Raw genomic sequence first — 18,460 nt, 5'->3', positions numbered from 1 at the left:
GTTCAGGAAGGATGACAGGCTCATGGTTGCTGGTCGAGAAATTTCGCGGCCTCGGCTGGGTCCATGATGTTCGACCAGATCTGCTCTTCGGGGGCCACTGCCCGCTGCGGCATTGCGTAGTCCGACATCCATGCGTCGGCCTGGCATCCGGGTACGAGGCTGAGGATCGTCGCCACGAGCCGTCGCGGGACCGAGCCGATGATGCGAATCGCGACATAGGTCTCGTGACCTTGGTCAGCGAGGACCTGGATGCCCAGCGCCGCGCCGTCCAGCATGACGGCGTGCTCCTGGCCATCGAGCAGCGCCTCGCGTACCAGCCGGCGCACCGCCGCCCTGAGCGCGCGCTCGGCACGCACCGCCGACTCGGCCCTCCACCTCAGCTCGTCCTCCTGACCGGGCAGCAGGTCACCGGTGTAGGTCGCGGTGGTGAGAGCAGGCGAGTGCCCGGCGTTGTAGCGTGCCCGCCCGGCAGTTGCCCGCGCGCGGGACCGCCAGCGCGAGATCCTCTCGCAGGCAACGCAGCGTGGGGCGAGCCCGTCCGGGCACCGTCAGTCGTCCTCTTCGACGCCGCCGACCGCGTCGAGTTCGGCGCGGGTCATCCCTGCGAGCATCGCTATCCGCGACGCGCGGCTGCCGTCGAGCTCGCTCAGCAACTCCCGCATCCCGGACTGCATCTCCTCGCGGCGCGCGTCCAGGTAAAACGCGACCGCCGCCTCGACGAGATCCTTCTTGCTCATGTGCAGGTAGTGCGCGCCACTGGTGATCAGCTTGTCGCCTTCCGGGGACACCTTGACCGCAACCTGCCGGGGTGCCTGCTCCATCATCGCCGCGTCCGTTCCCTTCCCCCCAGACACCAGGCCATCGGTGCCTCCAGTGCCTCTAGTACCTTCAGGGTACTTCGCGGAAGCCGCCCCCGGGCACGACCAAGCACCGATTCCGCTCCGCCGGACACGACGAGACGATGCGATTGTGGGACCCGGCCAGCGGCCAGCCCGGCCGGCGCACCCCTCACCGGGCACACCTGCTCGTGCCCGCGCCGGCCGTGGCGCCGTTCGCCGACGGGCGCGTTGTGCTCGCCGCCGCCGGAGACGACCGGGCCATCGTTGGGGTTGCAGCCCGCTGATGAGCGTGGGGAAGGCGACGACGGTGGCATCGGGGCCGGCTTCGAGATTCCAGGCGTCGATGCCGTCCCAGGCGCCGGGTGCGCCGTCCCACAGGTAGCTGGTGCAGGTCGAGTCCAGGTCAAGCTCGGCGATGTATCGCGCGAGCCCCTCGCGGGCCGCCCTTGACATGCAGCCGTCAGGCTGCCTATTATGATAGGCAGCCGAAAGGCTGCATATCTCTGGCAGTGCGACCGAATGATGGACGTGACGGTGATGGACGAGGTGTTCCGGGCACTGGCCGACCCGAGCCGCCGGCGGCTCCTCGACAGCCTGAACGAGCGGTCCGGGCAGACCCTGCGCGAACTGTGCGCCGGACTCGACATGGCCCGCCAGTCGGTCAGCAAGCACCTGACGGTGCTGGAGGAGGCCGGACTGGTCGTCACCGTGCGCCACGGCCGGGAGAAGCTGCACTACCTCAACGCCGCGCCGGTCAACGCGATCGCCGACCGGTGGATCAGCCAGTACGACCGTCACCGGGTCCGCGTCCTCGCGGACCTCAAGACCGCCCTGGAGGAAACCTCGATGGACAAGCCCCGCTTCGTGTACGTCACCTACATCAGCACCACGCCCGAGCGACTGTGGCAGGCACTAACCGAGCCCGCCTTCACCAAGCGCTACTGGGACACGACCTTCACCACCGAGTGGACCACCGGCTCCCCGATGACCTGGGACAACCACGGCGTCGTGCTGACCGACCCGGAGCAGGTGGTGGTCGAGTCCGACCCGTTCCGCCACCTGGCCTACACCTGGCACAGCTTCACCCCGGAGCTGGCCGAGCGGTTCGGCTGGGACGCCGGGTTCCTCGCCACCATCGCGGCCGAGCCCCGGTCCACCGTCACCTTCGACATCGAGCCGGCCGGCGACAGCGTGGTCAAGCTGACCGTGGTGCACGACGGGTTCGCTCCCGGCAGCACCATCGCGGAGATGGTCAGCGTCGGCTGGCCCAACGTCATCGCCAGCCTGAAGACACTACTGGAGACCGGCGACCCGCTGCCCGCCTGACCGCCCTGACCGCCCTGACCGCCCTGACCGCCCTAACCGCCCTAAAGCGGGAGACTTGCACGCCGGTGGGGCTGCCGCTGAACTCAGCGGGCACGGCGAGGACCTGGATGGCCCGGCCGATCTAGCGGTCACTCATGGGGCGCAGGCTCAGATCGTCGGGCAGCGTGAGGTCGGTCCGGAGACAGCCCCTCACTCCCGTCACGCCCCCTGCCAACGCGTCGGCGCACGTCGACCCGCAACCTGGAACCCCTACGCACCAGGTATCCCCTACCGCAGCGCCTGCTAGAACGACTCAAAGGACGGCGCCGCGCGGGATCGGCAGAGAGCCTGACCCAGTTCAGCGCCACGGTGACCGGTCCGGTCGGCTTTTCCGCGAGGAGGGCGCCGAGGTCATCGGCATCGACGGGCAGCAGGTCCAGGTCCGAGTAGAGACAGGCCTCGATCTGCGGCCTGACCACTTCGCACCCCGCCGGGCGAGTCACGCCGTGGCTCGTCTCATTGTGTCGGCTTCGATCTCCCTCGGATTCGCGAACGGAATCAGCCTGGACCGGTGACGAGGTCGAGGTGGTAGATGCCTGCGTCGCCCGCGATGGCGATGCTGTTTGTGCTGGTCCAGCAGCAGGTGGTGAGGCGGGCTTCGGCTCGAAGCGCTGTTAGGCATCGTCCAGTGTCGAGGTCCCAGATTCGTACTGTCCGGTCTCGGCTTGTCGTGGCGAGCCAGCGGTCGTCGGGTGATATTGCGCAGCCGCGGATCCACTGAGTATGGCCGGTGAGCGTGCGGACCCGGTTGCCGGTTCGGGTGTCCCAGATGCGGGCCGTATGGTCACCGCTTCCGGTGATGAGGTATCTCCCGTCCCGGGTAAAGGTAACGACGTTGACCCAGTCTTCGTGGCCGACCAGTGTGGCAACTATTTCGCCCGCTACCAGGTCCCACAATCGGGTGATGCCGTCGGTGCCTCCGGTAGCCAGGATCATGCCGTCGGGCGAGAAGGCGCAGGAATGTGCGACTGCCGGTGGTCCTGAGAGGACAAGGTGAGTTGTGCCGGTTCGGGAGTCCCAGATCCGCGCGGTCATGTCGTCACTGGACGAGGCTATCCAGTTTCCGTTCGGGGAGAAGGCGCAGCATAGGACTGGGCCGTGATGGCCGTGTAGCTCGCGCCCGGGGTCTCCTGAGGGCAGCGTCCAAAGTCGAATGACCGTGTCATCGCCAGCGGTGGCGAGGATGCTCCCATCGGGTGAGAAACAGCAGGTATAAACCCATCCGGTGTGGGCGTAGAGGGTCTTGATGACCTTGGTGGTCGCGGTATCCCAGAGCCGGACGACGTTGTCGTCGCCGCCGGTTGCGAGATAGGTGAAGTCAGGGGATACGGCGCAGCCGCGGACCCAGCCACGGTGCCCCTCGGTTTCGGGTGGCTGGTGGTTGCTGTCCAGCTCCCAGATCCGGACCTGTTCGCTCCCCGCGGAGATGATGTGTGTTCCGTCCGGGGTGAAGACGCAGTCGCGGGCCCAGCCGGGATGGCCGATGAGCGTCGCGAGGAGCTTTCCGTTCGTCGGGTTCCAGGTGCGGATGGTCTGGTCGTAGCTCGAGGTCGCGACGAGATGGCCGTCGGGAGAGAAGGCGCACGCTCGTGCCGATTTCGTGTGTCCCGTCAGGCGGGCATGTTCGCGAAGGGCAGGGAGTGCCCAGAGAATGCCCGTGCCATCGTCGGACGTGGTTGCCAGTAGCTGCCCATCTGGCGAGAACGCGCAGTCGGTAAGGGGGTGCGGATGCCGTTGCGTGTGGCGGAGCGTTCCCGTGGCGGCGTCCCACAGGCGGACTGTGCCGTCGTCGCCGGTGGTCGCGATGGTGTGGCCGCCCGGTGAGATGGCGCAGGCGGTGGCGTTGGCCGAGTGTCCGGCCAGGCGAGCGCGTACGTCTCCGGTGGGCAGTTCGGCGACGACAGCGGTGCCGTCAACGCTGGTGGCGACGAGGGCGGTGCCATCCGGGGTCACGGCACAGCCGGTGAGGCCCGCGCTGTGGCGTAGCAGCGTCCGCCTTTGCTGGCCGGAGTCTGTGTCCCATAGCCGTGCCGTTCCGTCGTTGCCGACGGTGATGATCATTTTGCCGTCAGGCGTGAACGCGCAGTCGCGTGTCGGTCCGTCATGGCCATTCAGAACAGCCGACAGCTCCCCGGTGTCGACGCGCCAGACCCGCACCGCGCCGCTTTGCCCGGCCGATGCGATGAGGGTGCCGGAGGGTGACACCGCGCAGGCATCGACTCAGCAGTTGTGGCCGCTAAGGACGCGTCGGGTCGAGGCTGCAGGAAGGTCGGGGAGACGTCGCCGGCTTGCCAGGTAGGGACGGCGCAGGGCGGCCACGAACGACGTGACGGCAGGTTCAAGAACACCCACTGGACCCAGCCGGCTCGCGAGGGTGGACCCGAGTCCGTTTCCTGGTTCCAGCGGCGTCAGCAGGTGAGCGTTCTGGGCTACTGCTCGGCGCAGCGCCCCAATCACGGGTGTGTCGGCGAGGGCCAGGTCGGCCTCGACGGGCACGACCGTTCCCAGAACCTGGGCCTTAGCCGCGAGCCAGCGCAGGTCCTGGAGGAGGCGTACGAGATCGTCGTAGTTGTCGGCCTCGTGCAGGTGCCAGGGAAGATGCCGCCAGAAGTAGTCGGCGGTTGGGGGCAGGTCCCACCATGCGTCCGGCGCCGACTCGGATCGGCCGGAGATCAATGTGCGGGCAGCGGTGAGGAGCTGCCGGTGCGCCGCTGCGAGTTCGGCTGGGTTGAGCTGCCGGCGGAGGTAGTCGCGGATCACGTCGTGCTGACGGATCGCGGGCCGGTCCCCGACCCAGCTACCGATCACCAGCCGGAGTCGGACCAGCCGTTCGCGGGCGGCCTCGGCATCGCCGGATTTCAGGTGGCCGGTCGACTGCCACAGCAGCGTCAGCACGTCCGTGGGGATGTCGGTGTCCTCGGGGAAGACGGCGAGCAGCTGGTAGAGCTCTCGCTCGCCGGGGGTGAGCCGGTCGAGGCTGACGGCGAGCGTGGCGGCCACTGCGCGGTGGCGGGTCTGTTCATCCGTGACGTCAAGGGCGGTCGGGCCGTCGGCAGCCAGCCGCTCCGCGACCCAGCCGGCGGCTTGGTCCGGACTCGCTCCATCGACGATCCGGTCGCCGATCGCGGCGTTGACGAGGCCGAGCAGGACCGGCCAGCGGCCGGTCAGCGCTGTCAGTCGACCAAGCACAGTCGGGGCAAGACTGTTCAACCCAAGTTGCAGCGTCAGAGTCGCCTGCTCTTGGGTCATGGCGTCCACGACGACGGAGCTGGCGCCGCGCGGGAGTAATCCCCTGTTCCTCGTCGTGACCAGGCGTCGGCAGCTGGATCCGCCGATCAGAAACGGGGTCAACTGGCTGGCCGACCACACGTCGTCGAGGACCAGCAGGGTACTCGGCCTTGTGTCCAGCGCCTCGGCGAGGCGGGCACCCGCCACCAGCGGATCCGATGTCGACGGTCGCGTACCAGTCAGCACCTCGCAGGCGTCGTTGACCAGACCGGCCAGCTCGGCCCCAGCAGCCTTCTCGCCAGCCGTGACCCACACCAGCCCGCCGGGATACCGCCGCCGTACCTCGTCGCGTGAACACGCCATCGCGGTCAGCGTGGTCTTGCCGAAGCCGCCGGCGCCCTCTACCCCGGTCGTGACCCCCACCCAGTCTCCGCCGTCGGACAGCAGCCGATCTACCAGCGCGTTGACCAGTTCCGGACGGTCGACGACAAGACCCACGGCCGGAACCATCCACGGCCGACGCGGCCCAGCCAGCGCCGCCGTTGACCGTCCAACCGGGTCAAGGTCGAGCGGCGTATCGGCCTCCAGCTCGTTTAGCGCGTGCAGGACCGCGGCTTCCAAACCGTCAGGGGTAGAAAAGGTTGAGACGATGCCACTGGATCTTGTCCGGGTCCGGAACTGCTCGATCGGCCGGCCGTCGACGTCGACCAGAGCACGCGGGATCGGCGCGTTCTCGTCCAGCAAAAAGAGGAGCCGGGGTTTGCCGGCGCGCGCGGCCTCCTCGAACTCCAACTCCGTATAGGAGATCGGTTTCGGCTCCCCCAGAACGAGCGAGCCGTAGCGGAAACCGATCACCCCGACATACACGTCACAGTCGCTCACACGGCGCCGGCAGTAGTCGGACGGTTTCCCTTCACGCGCCGCGAAATACATCATGTCAACAGGCCTGCCACCAGCCTTGAGGGTCGCATCACAGGCTGCCTGAGCGAACGAGCGGCCCGGTGGAAAACCGGCCATATCAGAGGTCCGACTCACGAACACAGACAACCCGACCCGCACAACCGCGAGTCTAGAAGGCTCGGCCCAAAGAAGCTCAGCTTTCCGCATGACTGGGTTGACGCCCGACCCTGTGATCAATAGGCCGTGAAAGCGGACGCCACACATCGTGATCAACTTTCCTCGAAAGGTCGAAGTGATCACAGCCGTGGGGGCGCTCGTGCGAGCCATCCCTAACTCCTTGTGCCGCGCGCTGCTGCGCCGTCAGCCCAGCGGTGTGCCGTCCTCCAGGTAGACGGTCCGACCGACCGACCGCCCGAGCCGCCAGACATGCAGCCACGCGCCGGGCGAACAACGGCGCCATCAGCGCCGGCAGCTGGTCGATCGCCGCGAATGTCCAGTCCGCCAGTTCCTCGGCGGGCAGCTGGATACCCGCGGCGTCGGCTGAGGTCAGCCGGCCGCCGTCGAAGACGACGATCAGGCCTTCGGTGCGTTCGGTTGGACGTATCTGTCCGCTGGCCGCTCCGCCGACCACGAGCTGGGCACCGGACGGGCCGGCGCTGCGCGGACGCTGCTCAGTGAGGTCGACCTCGCCGGCGACGCGGAGATACCGCGCACCGCCTTGGCCGACTACCAGACGGGGCTGGACGAAGCGAAGGCGCTCGGCGAGCTGCGCAGTGATGACGCACTCGCCGCAGGTGCTCGCAGCCTTCCTGCCATCCGACGTGGTGGCGTTTACTCCGGACGGCTCTACGCAGTGCTTCACGTGATGGCGTCGCGGGCCGAAGACGACCTCGTGTGCACCGTGGCCGGCACCGTACCGGCCCGCAGTGGCTTCCCGCGGCCTCGGACGCCGTCCCGCTGGCTCCCCCTCATCCTCCGCGCCAGTGGCCGGCATGGTCTTGAAGCCGCCGACGTGGCGCCGCGGAATGGGGCAGCCAGCGGGACGGCGTCCCCAGTTTGCGGGCCAGGATGTGGGCCTGTTGAAACCTCTCGTCCTCGTCGGGTTCCCGCAGCAGCCGGGCGACCTCACCGAGGCCGGCCTGGCGCAGCAGGTCGGCGACGCGGTCGGGTGACCACCGGTAGGCGAGCGACACCTTGTGGTCGAACGCCTGGGCCGGGTGCCCAGGCTCGTCGCCGGCCTGGAAGGCGAGCAACAGATGTCCAGCGGGAGCCAGCACCCGGTGGAACTCGGCGAACGTTATCGGCAGCTGCTCGGGCGGGGTGTGGATGATGGAATATCGGGCGAGGATGCCGCTGAGAGCGCCATCCGGCAGGTCCAGCGCGGTCATCGAACCCTCGTCGAACCGCAGGCCTGGGTGGGCCTGCCGGGCCAGCGCGATCATCGTTGGGGACAGGTCGAGGCCGAAGGCGGTCAACCCGAGAAAGCGCAGGTGTGCCGTTGCGTAGCCGGGGCCGCAGCCGAAATCGGCCACCGGACCGGCACCGGCGGCGTGCACGAGCTCGGCGAATGCGGCAAGCATCGCCCGGTCCAGCGGCTTGGACTCGAGGGCCGTGCTGAAACGCTCGGCGTACGCGACGGCGACGGCGTCGTAGGCCGTCCGGGTGGTGTGCAGATAGGACGGCTCTAGTCATGGCCGATGAGAGTAGTTCCCCGCCGAGGCAGCGCGGTGACCAGCAGAGCGATCATCGGAAGAGCGCGTCCCGCAACCCGCGACCAGGGCCGAGCTGGATCATGGCATCGTCGACACAGCCGCACTCCACGTACCGAGAGGGAGTTATGAGCGACTGGTTTCAAACGATCGGTGACATCGAGGCGGCGGCGAGCACCGCCCCGAGCACCCGCCGATAGGGCAGGTGGCGGATCGCGCCGCACACCGCGTCGGTCAACGCGTCCTCAGAACGGTCTGACGCTGTCCCAGCAGCGGGATCCAGCGCGCCGGTCATGATCGCGATCATCGCCCCAGTACGACATCCTCGGTCTTGGCCCCGCTGACAAGGGCCGGTGGCCAAGGCATCGACGGGTGTTGGGATCTCTGGCCAGCTCGAGGGCGCACCCAGCGCGGCTCCAACATCACCAAGGCAACACTACATATACCTGTAGCTCCGTGACGTCCGACGATGACATCGCATTGGCATTGTCTAGACTGCGGCGCGAGCTGCCCCTCGTCGAGCCTGCAGCGCAGCAATCCCGCGCCGGCTCGACGGTGGATGGAACCGTGATCCACCACCGGAAAGCTCACACGCAGTATGCCGAGCCAGTGAGCGGGCAGGCACTGAAAGCATCAATGAGGTGTCATCGCCAGGTCAGTCGTACCGAGCCGAACCCGACCAGTCCAACCACCGGTCCAGAACCACCACACCCGCGGTCGGACCATGGAACTGGTCCAGGGAGTCCACGATCACGTAGGGACGCACGTCGACGTACCGCGAGCCCGGGGGCGGCCCACCGGATGGCATACCTGTCATTTCCGACACCACCTCCCGGACTGGTTCTCGCGTCGAAGAGTGCTCTTCCCAGCTCCACGGTAGACCTGGCCAGACATAACTGTCTGGCAATTGGACCGTCACCCAACAGAGTCCGTCAGGTCCGCTCCCGCCACCGTCCTACGGCGAGCAGGGGCTCTGTCCGCAGCGCGGCGACGCGGCCGACGGCCCTGCGTGGTCGCAGCAGACGCCCACTTCGCTGTACATGCCCACGTCCACGCAGCCGATAGTTCTACAGCTCTGTTCGCAGCGCCGCGAGGTCATGTACGGCGCCAGTGAGGAAGGGCGGTCGGCCGAGGGTGCGTGGTAGAAGGCGGCGGCGGCTGAACCGCCACCCTTCGGGAAGCAGTACGACGTCGTCGTCGTAGTAGCCGAGGAACAGCATGCCGGCGCCGTCCACGCGGCGGCGGGCCCACTCGGTAATCTGGAACCGGGCCGAGGCGTGACCCTCGTCGTGGACGTTCACCAGGCCGAGATGCACCGTTTGAAAGACGAATTCGAGGCTCGCCACCGCCGCCGAGATGGTCTTCTCGATCGCGTCGCGTCCGACCGCGGGAGCCGTGGTGGGTGTCTCCAGCACACCGTCCGGTGCGTATGCCAGCACCGCTTCGCCAACCTCGCCGCGACTGACCGCCTCGGCGTAGGAGACCGCGAGTTGCTGGATCACGACGATGTCTGCTGCTTGCGCCGGTGACGGCCGCTTGAGAATCATATCTGCCGTCGGCCTATCTCTCGTAACTTGACGATACTCCGGATCACAGATTCCCAATCATGGTCTATCTCGCATATCACGAGAGCTGCGGGAGTTGCCGGCCTGCCGCATCGAGCCGGCTCGAGCGCAACCATGATCCTCCTCGCCCGCGAGGAGAATCACCTCACGCCCGTCGGCGACCTTGACGGGCGACACGGCTTGGCCCTGGAACTGCTCCGGCAGGTGACGGGTAAAGGAGTCCCGCGTCTCGTACAGGTGCTGATCGCAGTCGAAAGATATGTCCGCTCCACGTCGTTTGTTCCCTCGCGCCCACGCCGACATATACACTGTAGATTCCATCGGGCAGAGAGGGCAAGGAAACAGCCGTCACCGCTGCAGCGGAAGGAGAACCGTGACCGAGAGCAGCACCGTCCGGCGCGAGCTCGCCGATCCCTACGGCGAGTGGGCCGGCACCCGTGGGGTACTCATGAGCTACCGGTACCTCGCTTCCCGGCCGAAGGTGATCGACCGGGACCACGCCGAGGGCTGGATCGCACTTCGTCCCGACCTGCGCACTCCAGGGGGCGTGCTCGCGGCACCGCTCGCCATCGCGATGCTCGATGTCGCCGGCATCAACGTCGACCCGATCAACATCCTGGCGCTCACCCAGGTCGATCTGGAGGTCATCGACCCGTCGTCCGACGTCGACGAGGTCCACCTCGTCGGGCACGTGACGTGCGAGACCCGGTCGCAGATCTTCACTGAAGTACGGATACACGACGGCGCCAACCCGGAGCGCGCCATCGGGTTCGGCACCGCGAACTGGTCGGTGATCGCTCCGACGCCCGCGGGCTTCACCTACCCCGAGCCCGGCACCGGCATCGAGGGACTCGAGGTCGTCCCGCCGCTCCACGAGGCGTACACAGGCCGGCGCCGCGACGACGGCCGCCTCGAGATCCCCGGCCTCACGCCCAAGATCGGTACCGACCGTCTGCACCACGGCCCGATGCTCGTCGTCGGCGAGGCCGCGGCCCTGCAGGCGGCCACGGAGTACCTGGGCACCGACGCCCTCGCGGTCGAGCACCTCGGTCTGACGATCGTGCGCCCCGGTCGGGTCGGGCCCTTCGTCGCGAGCCCCGTCTTCATCGGCGTCGCCGGCCGTGCCGTCGCCGTCCGCGTCGAGCTGCACGACGACGGCAACGGCGGGCGCCTGTTCGCGGCGATGCTCCTACGCATGCGGGTCATGGACTGCCGTGACGACGGTCGGCGCCACTGGCATCACAGATAAGGGTGTCCTCGTTACGGGCATGACGTCGGGGATGGCCGCACCCTCGCCGAGGTATTCGCCGAACGTGGCGCGCACGTCGTCGGCTGCGGACGGCGCGCGGACAAAGGCCGCGCCGTCGAGAAGCAGGCCCGCGCCGCGGGCCTGAACCTCACGTTCGTGCCCGCCGACGTGACGGTGCGATCTGACTGCCACGCATTCGTCGACGCGGCCGTAGCCGCCCACGGCCGGGTCGACGTCCTCATCAACAACGCCGGGGGATCGAAGTGGCGGATCGGCGACCGGGTCACGGTCGTCGAGTGGGTGACCCCGTGGGAACCCGACACCGCCCGCGGCGCGGTCTTCGTCAACCTCGCCCGGAGGTCGACGGACGACCCGGTATACCGGGTAAGCGTGACCGCGTGACCACGGCCAAGCAGGCGCGCGCGGCGCAGCCGCTCGACAAGAACCTCGTCGTGCGCGCCGCGCTCGACGTCACCCGGGAGCTCGGCCTCGAGGCGGTCAGCATGCGCGTGGTCGCCGACCGGCTCGGCGTGACCCCCATGGCCCTGTACCGCTGGATCGACACCAAGGACCTGCTCATCAAGCTGGTCGCCGACGAGGTCGTCGGACAGGTCGCGCTGCCGGATCCACAGCGGAATCCGCAGCGCGACTGGCGAGCCCTGATCACGGAGACCATGACGGAGTACCGGCGCGTGGCAGCGCGCTACCCGGGGGTGGCGGCCGTCCTGCTGCACGGCGGCTTCCTACCCAAGGCCCGCCGCCTCGTCGCCGCGCAACTTGACGTGCTCGAGCACGCCGGACTCACGCCCGAGCAGGCACGCCGGATGTACGCCTCGTACCAGCTACTCACGCTGGGCCGACTCACCGTCGACGAAGCGCGGCGGACCCGCCCGGCCCGCGGACCATCCCACGTCCGCGACCCGAAGATCGACGCCTACCTGACCGACCTGCAGCACGAGGGCACCTTCGAAGACGGCTCCCGGATCCTGCTGGACGAGATCCAGCGCACCATCGACCTGAACAAGTCCGACAGGTAGAAATGGCGGAGCTGCTCGCCGGCGGGTAGGTCGTGCAAGCGGCGGTCCTTCTCGCGAACGACCAGTTGTTGGCCGAGCGGGTGGCACAGCACCCCTCCCACTCCCCCGCGTCGCAGGCGGTCCGGCGTTTGTCGCGCGGTCGACGAAGACCCGCCGGCGGGCGCGCCGAGTGGTCGACGGGCGTGCACCGGCGGCTGTCCGCCGCGGTGGGCGAACGTCCGGGAGTCGCCGACTACCTCGTCGACATCACCAGGACCCGCCACGGCAGCAGGCTCGCCGACCTCACCACCGGCATCCTGCTCGACGCGGGGTTCGGCGAGTCCCTCTGCGTGGGGGAAGTCCGATCCCATGACGAAGCAGTCGGCGTGACCGATCTGGTGGACGAGCGCGACGGTGTCGTCCTCCGGGTAGGGCACGACCTTGACGTGCTGGCGGAACACCTCGCTCGGGCGCTCTGGAAGGGTGCCGCCGATCCACGGGCCGTTCCGTCCCATCCCACGGCTCTTGTCCATCTGTGACAGCGTGAGTGGCACCCAGGCCGCGCCGAACTCGGCGATCAGGCACTGCAAGTGGGGAAACCGACCGAACAGGTTGTCGAAGATCAGTGCGCTGATGGTGGACACGATCGGGTACATCCCGTACGTGTTCATCCACTGCCAGGCGGCCATCCGGAAGTGCATGGGCGCCGGGTGATGGCCCCAGGCGGGCGCGATGTGGCTGTTGAACCAGTGTTCGGTGATGTGAAAGGCGATCGAGGCGCCCGCCTCGTGGATGCGGGAGTAGATCGGGTCGAAGTACGGGTCTCCCGGGGACCGGCCGCCCGCGGGCCCGACAGGCATGAGTACGAGCTTGGCGTAGAGGGCGTCGGTGTCGTCAAGGTACTCCTCGGCGAACAGCGACCAGCCACCGGAGAACATCACCGCGCCTTGGACGTTCTGCTCCGCCATCTTCGCGCGGCGAGCCTCGCGGTCCTGGTACTCCGGCCGCATCGGCTCGAAGGTGTAGGCGCCCTCAGGATTGCCCGAAGCCATCTGCTTGAGCATCTCCTTCAGCGTTCCGGGCGGAACTGTCGGGTCGCGGGCGCGATGCCACACAGGCAGCAGTAGCTGGCGCAGGGCGCCCGAGGGTCCGGCGTACACGTCAGATCTAGGTGCCGGTGCAACGTTGTCGTGCATCCCTTCAGGATGTGCACGTACCGGGAGCCGACCTCGACCACGAGCAGGCGGGAACTTTTCTGTGAGTGGGGTCGCAGTTCACAGCCTTTCAGTGCGACCTGAAGGGCGGTGAACTGCGGTCGGTGGGTCAGCGGGCGGCGGTGAAGGTCACCGGCAGGTACCTGGCTTGGCGTACGCCGGCGAGCTCGTAGCGTGGCTCCTCGCCGGGGGTGATCCAGTAGTCGGGGATCCGGCGGTGGAACTGGTCGACGGCGGTGCGCAGCTCGAGGCGGGCCAGGTGCGAGCCGAGGCAGCGGTGCACGCCGGAGGCGAAGGCGATGTGCCGGTTGGCGGGACGGTCAAGCCGGACTTCGAGGGGCGACTCGAAGGTGGCGGGATCGACGTTGGCGCTGGCCCAGCACAGGAAGACCATCTCGCCCCGGCGGACCGGGACGCCGTTGATCTCGGTGTCCTCGGTGGCCCAGCGGACCCCGCTGGCCGGCACGGGACTCTCGAAACGCATCAGCTCCTCGATCGCGGCCGGCAGCATTGACGGGTCGGCAACGACGCGGCGCCGCTCGTCCGGATGGGCCGCGAACCACGCGAAGAGGCACGACAGCGACGACGTCACGGTGTCGAGCCCGGCGATCGTGAACAGGTGCATGATGTTGACGATCTCGTCGTCGGACAGCCGCTCGCCGTCGAGCTCGAACCTCATGAACTCACCGATCAGGTCGTCCCGGGGGGCGCCTTCCCGGCGGCGCTCGTCCAGCCGTTGCCGGAGCCGCTCCCGCATCCGGTCGCCGGCCTCGACGCCGATCGCGTCCTTCTCCTCCATGGTCGTTCCCTCGTTCTTGAGGATGCGATCCTTCATCGCGACGAGGAAATCCATGTCCGCCAGCGGCATCCCGAACAGCGTCAGGAAGATCGTGGACGGCAGCGGCCCGCAGAAAGCGTCATGCAGCTCCACCCGGCCGTCGGCCACGAACCCCTCGATGAGCTCGTCGGCGAGCTTGCGGATCTCCGACTCCATCGGCGCGACCTTCTTCGGCGCCAGCAACGGATCGAGCAGCCGACGGTAACGGCGGTGCTCCTCACCGTCCACGTGCAACGGAGGCAGCGGCCCGCGCGAACCCATCCCCAACGGAAGCCAGGTATCCGGGTGGCTCGACACCAGCGCGGGATGACGGCCCGCGGCCACGACGTCGTCCATCAGGAAGAAGCCGACGCCCATGTCCCAGCGCACGACCGGCGACTCCCGGCGGAGCCGATCGATGATCGACTGGGCGGCCCGCACGTCGAACGCACCATTCGACTCATAGGCGATCATCGCCCTTAACGCCGGCTCCATCTCGCTGTAAAGGATCTCAACGACGTCATCACGCATCGGGACTCCTCCAGGTGGGGTGCGGGGTGGGAGCGATCATCTGAGCATCACCGCGGACGGCGAGGGCCCCACGGGGCGCAGAGCGGTACCCACGGCGGCCGGACGATCGCGTGCATCAGACTGGCCGGACCGGCCCGAGCGGCGGGCCGGCTAGTCGCCGGTCGGCAACTCGCCGGTCGGCAACTCGTCCTGCCACGAGTCGTCGAAGTACATCGCCACCCGGGAGAGCGATCCGCCGTCGACCGCCGGCAAGCACACGCCGGACATGTACGCCGAGTCGTCGGAGGCCAGGAACAGCGCGACCGCGGCGTTGTCGGCGAGCCGGGGTGGCCGGTCGAGCTTGAGCGGGATCGGCGACACGGCGGGGTCCCACGGTCCGGCCGCCTCCTCATAGGACAGCCCCAGGACCTCGGCTTCGGGCGGCAGCATGAAGTTGACGGACATGCCGTGGGTCGGGCACAACGCGTTCACCCGGATGCCGTATTTGCCAAGGTCGAGGGATGCGTGCCGGACAAGGCTGTTGACCCCGCCCTTGGCGGCGCCGTACGACCCGAAACCGGGGTAGGCGACGAGCGAGCTGGCGGACGAGGTGACGACGATGGTCCCGCCGCCCTGCCCCTTCATGACCCGCGTCGCGTGCTTGATCGCGAAGAACACGCCGCGCAGCAGCACATGCTGGACGTCGTCCCAGCCCTCGGCCGTGACGTCCTCCAGCGGGATCCGGCCGAAGCCCTTCGGCGGGATGCCCGCGTTGGCGAACATGACATCGAGGCGGCCGAACTCCTCGACCGCGGCACGCACGCCGGCCTCGACGTCAGCCTCGGAGCGCACGTCGAGGGTGCGGGCCACGGCCTTGCCGCCGCGCTCCGCGATGAGCGCCGCGGCATCCTCGGCCCGCCTGGTGATCTTGTCGGTGACGACGAGGGAGGCGCCTTCCCGGGCGAACAGTAAAGCGCTCTCCCGTCCCAGTCCCGCCCCGGCGCCGGTGATCAGAACCACTTTGTCCTGCAGCCGCATCTCTTACTCCTCAGTGGTGGTCGGTGGACGTTGTTCGGGGGACGTCGGATGCCCGGTGGATGCCCGGTGGATGCATCGCGAGGCGGAGGAGGCGCAGGCTCCGGGCCGCTACCTGGGCCGACGAGCCGGGGCCCCGCGCAGCATGAGGCGCTGGGTGCGCAGCGGACAGGCGTCGAGGAGGTAGCCGAAGCTAGCCACGCGCGTTCTCGCCGATGATCGCTATGGCCCGCTCAGGGCACGACCCGACGGCGCGGCGGGCGGCGGGCATGACGTCGTCGGTCAGCTCTCCATCGCTGATCACGCGCCCGTAGCCGTTCTCGTCGTCGGTGAAAAGGTCGGGAGCCACCATGTAACACAGGCCGTGGCCGGCGCACGTGACCCGGTCAATCGCGGGCCTCACCGCGGACCTACCGGCGGGAAGATCAGCGGGAGAGCATTCAACCCGAGCGTTCCTCGCGGCCACGTCACCCGCGACGACGCACCGGTGGCGAGGTCGTAGTCGGGAGTCGGGTGGTAGCGGGTCTGCTCCGGCGGGTCGAACGCGAGGGGCACGAGCGGCAGCGGGCTCGCGAGGACGTCGACCGCCTTCTTGGACGAAAACACCGTCGGCTGCCGCAACGCGGTCTCGATGGTCTCGATGTCCGTCAGCGCAAGATCGCCGTCAAGCTCCACCGTGCGGCCGTGGGCGCGGATCAGACGCCAGGCAGCGTCACGATCACGCTCGAGGGGAAAACCAGCTAAAATGATCTTCTCGTTACCTTGCCCGTCCGCCATCAGCGTCCTTCCGGATTATCCGATATCAGGCCATCGCCGGCCCGGTGCCACGGGTACCTCCTCCTCGTCACCGGGCGTAGAGCGGTCGAGTGTGGCCAGCGTCGCACCCGATCATGTGAGACAGATTGCCCCACTGCGTTCCTATGAGTCAAGATGTCTCATAGTCTTCGAGGCGTGGACACGGCCGACGACGCACGCATCGTCCGCACCCGCGCCGCGGTGCATGAGGCCATGCGGTTGCTGTTTGCGGAAGAGGGGCCTGCCGCGTTGACGCACCAGCGCGTAGCTCAACGGGCCGAGGTAGGCCGAGCGACGATCTACCGGCACTGGCCACGACAGATCGACCTGGTCACCGAGGCTCTGACCGTCGTCGAACAGCCGATGTTCCACTCCGGCGAGGGACCCCTGCGGGCCTGGCTGGGTCGCGAGCTGATCCGGTTCGCGGCTGATCTGGCCCAGCCGGTCGTTCAGCAGTTCCTTTCGACCGTCATCGGCGCCGCCGACCAGAATCCGACCGTGGCCGATCTCCGGGACGACCTCCTGCGCCGCACCTCGGCGGTACTGCACAGCGCGTTCGAACAGGCCGAGACCGAGGGAGAGACAGTGCCGCGACGCGACTACGACGAGCTGCTCGCCCAGCTACTCGGTCCAGTGATCTTCCGCGTGACGATCCAGCGCGGGGTAACCGACCGCGACTTCATCGACAGACTCGTCGACGCGGCGCTCCCCTCCGCCCTGTAGCGCCTACTACACCCGCGCGATCATTGTCGGCTTCGTCTTCCAGGCTTTCCACCTGATCGACGAGTTGACCGCGGTCGAGAACGTCGAACTGCCCGCGCTGCTGGTCTGGCGTTTACTAAGGACTGGGCCGCCCCGAATTATCCGGATAGGGGACTCTATAGAACAGATACCTGAGGTTGTTGTTTAACCTGTTTGTTCTTCAGGGGATGCGCCTGTTGACCGGTTTTGGATCTTTCCGACGGGTTGGATGATCGCGTGTCGTGGGTTGGTGCCGCCGGCGGGACGGCCGGGGCCGGGCCTGTAGAAATAACGGCTCTGCCAAGATTCCGGTGGTGACAGACAGTTGCCGTGCGGGTATCGTTGGTGCTGTGTGATGCCGAGTTCCTGAAGGTCGTTTTTCCTCAGCTCGCTGTGGTGCTCATCGATCGGGTCGTCGATGAGGGACCGGTGGTGCGGATCGCCGCGCGGACCCGGGCCTGGCCGGCTGGCTCATGAGCAGGCCCGAGGACCTGCCTGCCGTGCACGCCTTCACCCACGGGCTCGACACCGACCACGACGCCGTCGTCGCCGGACTGGCCCTGCCTTACAGCAACGGCCCCACGGAAGGCGTCATCACCACGGTCAAACTGATCAAGAGGCAGATGTACGGCCGCGCCGGGTTCACCCTGCTCCGCCGGCGCATCCTGCTCAACTGACACCATGCGGCCCACTACTACCTCACCCGATCTTCAGCTACGAAAATCTTGTCTAAGCCGTTAGATTGACAGACCCTCGACAAGGGTCTCGCCGACCTCGAAGCCGAACTCATCGACGCCCAGCTGACCCACCGACAAGCGCCCGACCCGGTGGTTCCTGATCGGTGACAGACGCGGTCGGAAGTTGCCCCGCCCTGTTGGGGCGGACACTCGGTCACCCTGGGCGAGGACGATCGCGACCCGCAGACCATGATCCAATACACGCTTCCGCCGAGATGAGTGCGTGTCGAGGATTTGATCCATCGGAAGTCAATCTTGACTTCGGTTACGCTCAGCTATCGGGGCTTCTCAATGTGATGAGTACGTGTCGTGGCACTGCCTGATAGGCGCGAGATCAACTTTTCGGCTACCTGACGGTTCGTGGATCTTGTCGTGCTCGTCCGGAGTCTGCTGTATCGCGTGGCTGGGCAGACTGTGGCACGGCCGCTGGTCGTGCCAGCCGGCCGAAACAGCCGCAGTGTTCATGGGACGTGGGGGGTGTATCCGTTTCTACCGGCGACGTCCGGCGGGACCCTTGTGCGTCACCAGCACGCGGGCCAGCCTGAAGCGAGATCCTCCCGCCGCATTTCAGGGGTTTGCGCAGGTCTGCTGAAAGGAAATCCCGGGAACGGCGCTGTGCCATTCTTCGGCGGTAAGGCCGCCGCCGGCGGCGGCGCAGGCCCGGCTGGTTATGTGGCCGCTGAGCGTGGCTGTCCACCGGATGTCCCACAGCCGCAGCCGCCCACCGTCGCTGCTGCTGG

At 67.8% G+C, this 18,460-nt stretch carries 20 protein-coding genes and 5 pseudogenes; 9 read left to right on the top strand and 16 right to left on the bottom strand.

Going from position 1 to position 18,460, the window contains the following annotated elements; genetic code table 11:
• Positions 1-20: 20 nt before the first annotated feature.
• Together U9983_RS19345 and U9983_RS19340 are read right to left on the bottom strand one after the other, a co-directional pair.
• The gene (locus U9983_RS19345; protein ID WP_322755392.1) at positions 21-356 is read right to left on the bottom strand and encodes a hypothetical protein; all 336 of its coding nucleotides are present in this window, start codon (positions 354-356) and stop codon (positions 21-23) included.
• Positions 357-548: 192 nt separating this feature from the next.
• Positions 549-824, bottom strand: coding sequence for a hypothetical protein (locus tag U9983_RS19340; protein WP_322755391.1), 276 nt, complete (start codon positions 822-824; stop codon positions 549-551).
• A gap of 137 nt (positions 825-961) precedes the next feature.
• On the opposite strand from U9983_RS19340, the gene U9983_RS19335 reads away from it, so the two are divergent.
• Together U9983_RS19335 and U9983_RS19330 are read left to right on the top strand one after the other, a co-directional pair.
• Positions 962-1,123 (top strand): hypothetical protein, encoded by a 162-nt coding sequence (locus tag U9983_RS19335; protein ID WP_322755390.1) that lies wholly within the window; start codon positions 962-964, stop codon positions 1,121-1,123.
• Positions 1,124-1,376: 253 nt separating this feature from the next.
• Entirely contained in the window at positions 1,377-2,165 is a 789-nt protein-coding gene (locus U9983_RS19330; RefSeq protein WP_416211448.1) for an ArsR/SmtB family transcription factor, read from the top strand.
• A gap of 537 nt (positions 2,166-2,702) precedes the next feature.
• On the opposite strand, the gene U9983_RS19325 is transcribed toward U9983_RS19330, so the two are convergent.
• The 8 genes and pseudogenes from U9983_RS19325 to U9983_RS19295 all read right to left on the bottom strand — a co-directional run bounded on the left by U9983_RS19325 (position 2,703) and on the right by U9983_RS19295 (position 9,588).
• Positions 2,703-3,977, bottom strand: coding sequence for a WD40 repeat domain-containing protein (locus U9983_RS19325; RefSeq protein ID WP_416211447.1), 1,275 nt, complete (start codon positions 3,975-3,977; stop codon positions 2,703-2,705).
• Positions 3,978-3,980: 3 nt separating this feature from the next.
• Positions 3,981-4,412: pseudogene (locus U9983_RS27985) on the bottom strand (WD40 repeat domain-containing protein); the annotation flags it as partial.
• Positions 4,413-4,424: 12 nt separating this feature from the next.
• Positions 4,425-6,539, bottom strand: a complete 2,115-nt coding sequence (locus U9983_RS19320; protein WP_322755387.1) for a DUF4062 domain-containing protein — start codon at positions 6,537-6,539, stop codon at positions 4,425-4,427.
• Positions 6,526-7,194, bottom strand: coding sequence for a hypothetical protein (locus tag U9983_RS19315; RefSeq protein WP_322755386.1), 669 nt, complete (start codon positions 7,192-7,194; stop codon positions 6,526-6,528). Before U9983_RS19315 ends, U9983_RS19320 begins: the two co-directional genes overlap by 14 nt.
• Positions 7,195-7,300: 106 nt before the next feature.
• Positions 7,301-7,912 (bottom strand): class I SAM-dependent methyltransferase, encoded by a 612-nt coding sequence (locus U9983_RS19310; protein WP_322755385.1) that lies wholly within the window; start codon positions 7,910-7,912, stop codon positions 7,301-7,303.
• Between the two features lie 271 nt (positions 7,913-8,183).
• Entirely contained in the window at positions 8,184-8,336 is a 153-nt protein-coding gene (locus U9983_RS19305; protein ID WP_322755384.1) for a hypothetical protein, read from the bottom strand.
• Between the two features lie 360 nt (positions 8,337-8,696).
• Entirely contained in the window at positions 8,697-8,858 is a 162-nt protein-coding gene (locus tag U9983_RS19300; protein ID WP_322755383.1) for a hypothetical protein, read from the bottom strand.
• A gap of 250 nt (positions 8,859-9,108) precedes the next feature.
• The gene (locus U9983_RS19295) at positions 9,109-9,588 is read right to left on the bottom strand and encodes a nuclear transport factor 2 family protein (RefSeq protein ID WP_322755382.1); all 480 of its coding nucleotides are present in this window, start codon (positions 9,586-9,588) and stop codon (positions 9,109-9,111) included.
• 391 nt (positions 9,589-9,979) lie between these two features.
• On the opposite strand from U9983_RS19295, the gene U9983_RS19290 reads away from it, so the two are divergent.
• From U9983_RS19290 to U9983_RS19280, 3 genes and pseudogenes are all read left to right on the top strand, one after another.
• Entirely contained in the window at positions 9,980-10,855 is an 876-nt protein-coding gene (locus U9983_RS19290; protein ID WP_322755381.1) for a hypothetical protein, read from the top strand.
• A gap of 36 nt (positions 10,856-10,891) precedes the next feature.
• Positions 10,892-11,257, top strand: a pseudogene (locus U9983_RS19285) (SDR family NAD(P)-dependent oxidoreductase); the annotation flags it as partial.
• Positions 11,254-11,892, top strand: coding sequence for a hypothetical protein (locus U9983_RS19280; protein WP_322755380.1), 639 nt, complete (start codon positions 11,254-11,256; stop codon positions 11,890-11,892). The pseudogene U9983_RS19285 and the gene U9983_RS19280, both read left to right, overlap by 4 nt.
• Positions 11,893-12,200: 308 nt before the next feature.
• On the opposite strand, the pseudogene U9983_RS27980 reads toward U9983_RS19280, so the two are convergent.
• The 5 genes and pseudogenes from U9983_RS27980 to U9983_RS19255 all read right to left on the bottom strand — a co-directional run.
• Positions 12,201-12,968, bottom strand: a pseudogene (locus U9983_RS27980) (amidohydrolase family protein); the annotation flags it as partial.
• 226 nt (positions 12,969-13,194) lie between these two features.
• Entirely contained in the window at positions 13,195-14,433 is a 1,239-nt protein-coding gene (locus U9983_RS19270; RefSeq protein WP_322755378.1) for a cytochrome P450, read from the bottom strand.
• Positions 14,434-14,583: 150 nt separating this feature from the next.
• Positions 14,584-15,450: an SDR family NAD(P)-dependent oxidoreductase gene (locus U9983_RS19265; protein WP_322755377.1), complete on the bottom strand. Its 867-nt coding sequence runs from the start codon at positions 15,448-15,450 to the stop codon at positions 14,584-14,586.
• Between the two features lie 190 nt (positions 15,451-15,640).
• Entirely contained in the window at positions 15,641-15,850 is a 210-nt protein-coding gene (locus tag U9983_RS19260) for a ferredoxin (RefSeq protein WP_322755376.1), read from the bottom strand.
• Entirely contained in the window at positions 15,847-16,224 is a 378-nt protein-coding gene (locus U9983_RS19255; protein WP_322755375.1) for a hypothetical protein, read from the bottom strand. Before U9983_RS19255 ends, U9983_RS19260 begins: the two co-directional genes overlap by 4 nt.
• Before the next feature lie 174 nt (positions 16,225-16,398).
• On the opposite strand from U9983_RS19255, the gene U9983_RS19250 reads away from it, so the two are divergent.
• The 4 genes and pseudogenes from U9983_RS19250 to U9983_RS19240 all read left to right on the top strand — a co-directional run.
• The gene (locus tag U9983_RS19250; protein WP_322755374.1) at positions 16,399-16,965 is read left to right on the top strand and encodes a TetR/AcrR family transcriptional regulator; all 567 of its coding nucleotides are present in this window, start codon (positions 16,399-16,401) and stop codon (positions 16,963-16,965) included.
• A 25-nt stretch (positions 16,966-16,990) separates the two neighbouring features.
• A pseudogene (locus U9983_RS27975) lies at positions 16,991-17,072 on the top strand (ABC transporter ATP-binding protein); the annotation flags it as partial.
• Positions 17,073-17,313: 241 nt separating this feature from the next.
• A complete protein-coding gene (locus tag U9983_RS19245; protein WP_322755373.1) occupies positions 17,314-17,460 on the top strand; it encodes a hypothetical protein in 147 nt (48 codons plus the stop codon).
• Positions 17,461-17,462: 2 nt separating this feature from the next.
• Positions 17,463-17,660: pseudogene (locus U9983_RS19240) on the top strand (transposase); the annotation flags it as partial.
• Positions 17,661-17,720: 60 nt separating this feature from the next.
• Here the strand turns inward: U9983_RS19240 and U9983_RS19235 are convergent.
• Positions 17,721-17,870, bottom strand: coding sequence for a hypothetical protein (locus tag U9983_RS19235; RefSeq protein ID WP_322755372.1), 150 nt, complete (start codon positions 17,868-17,870; stop codon positions 17,721-17,723).
• Positions 17,871-18,460: the final 590 nt, after the last annotated feature.

This window comes from Protofrankia sp. Cas3, from assembly GCF_963555955.1.
In the GTDB taxonomy this organism is placed as follows: Bacteria; Actinomycetota; Actinomycetes; order Frankiales; family Frankiaceae; genus Protofrankia.
The sequence above is the reverse complement of the archived record's forward strand: the minus strand, read 5'-3'. Positions and strand labels throughout refer to the sequence as shown.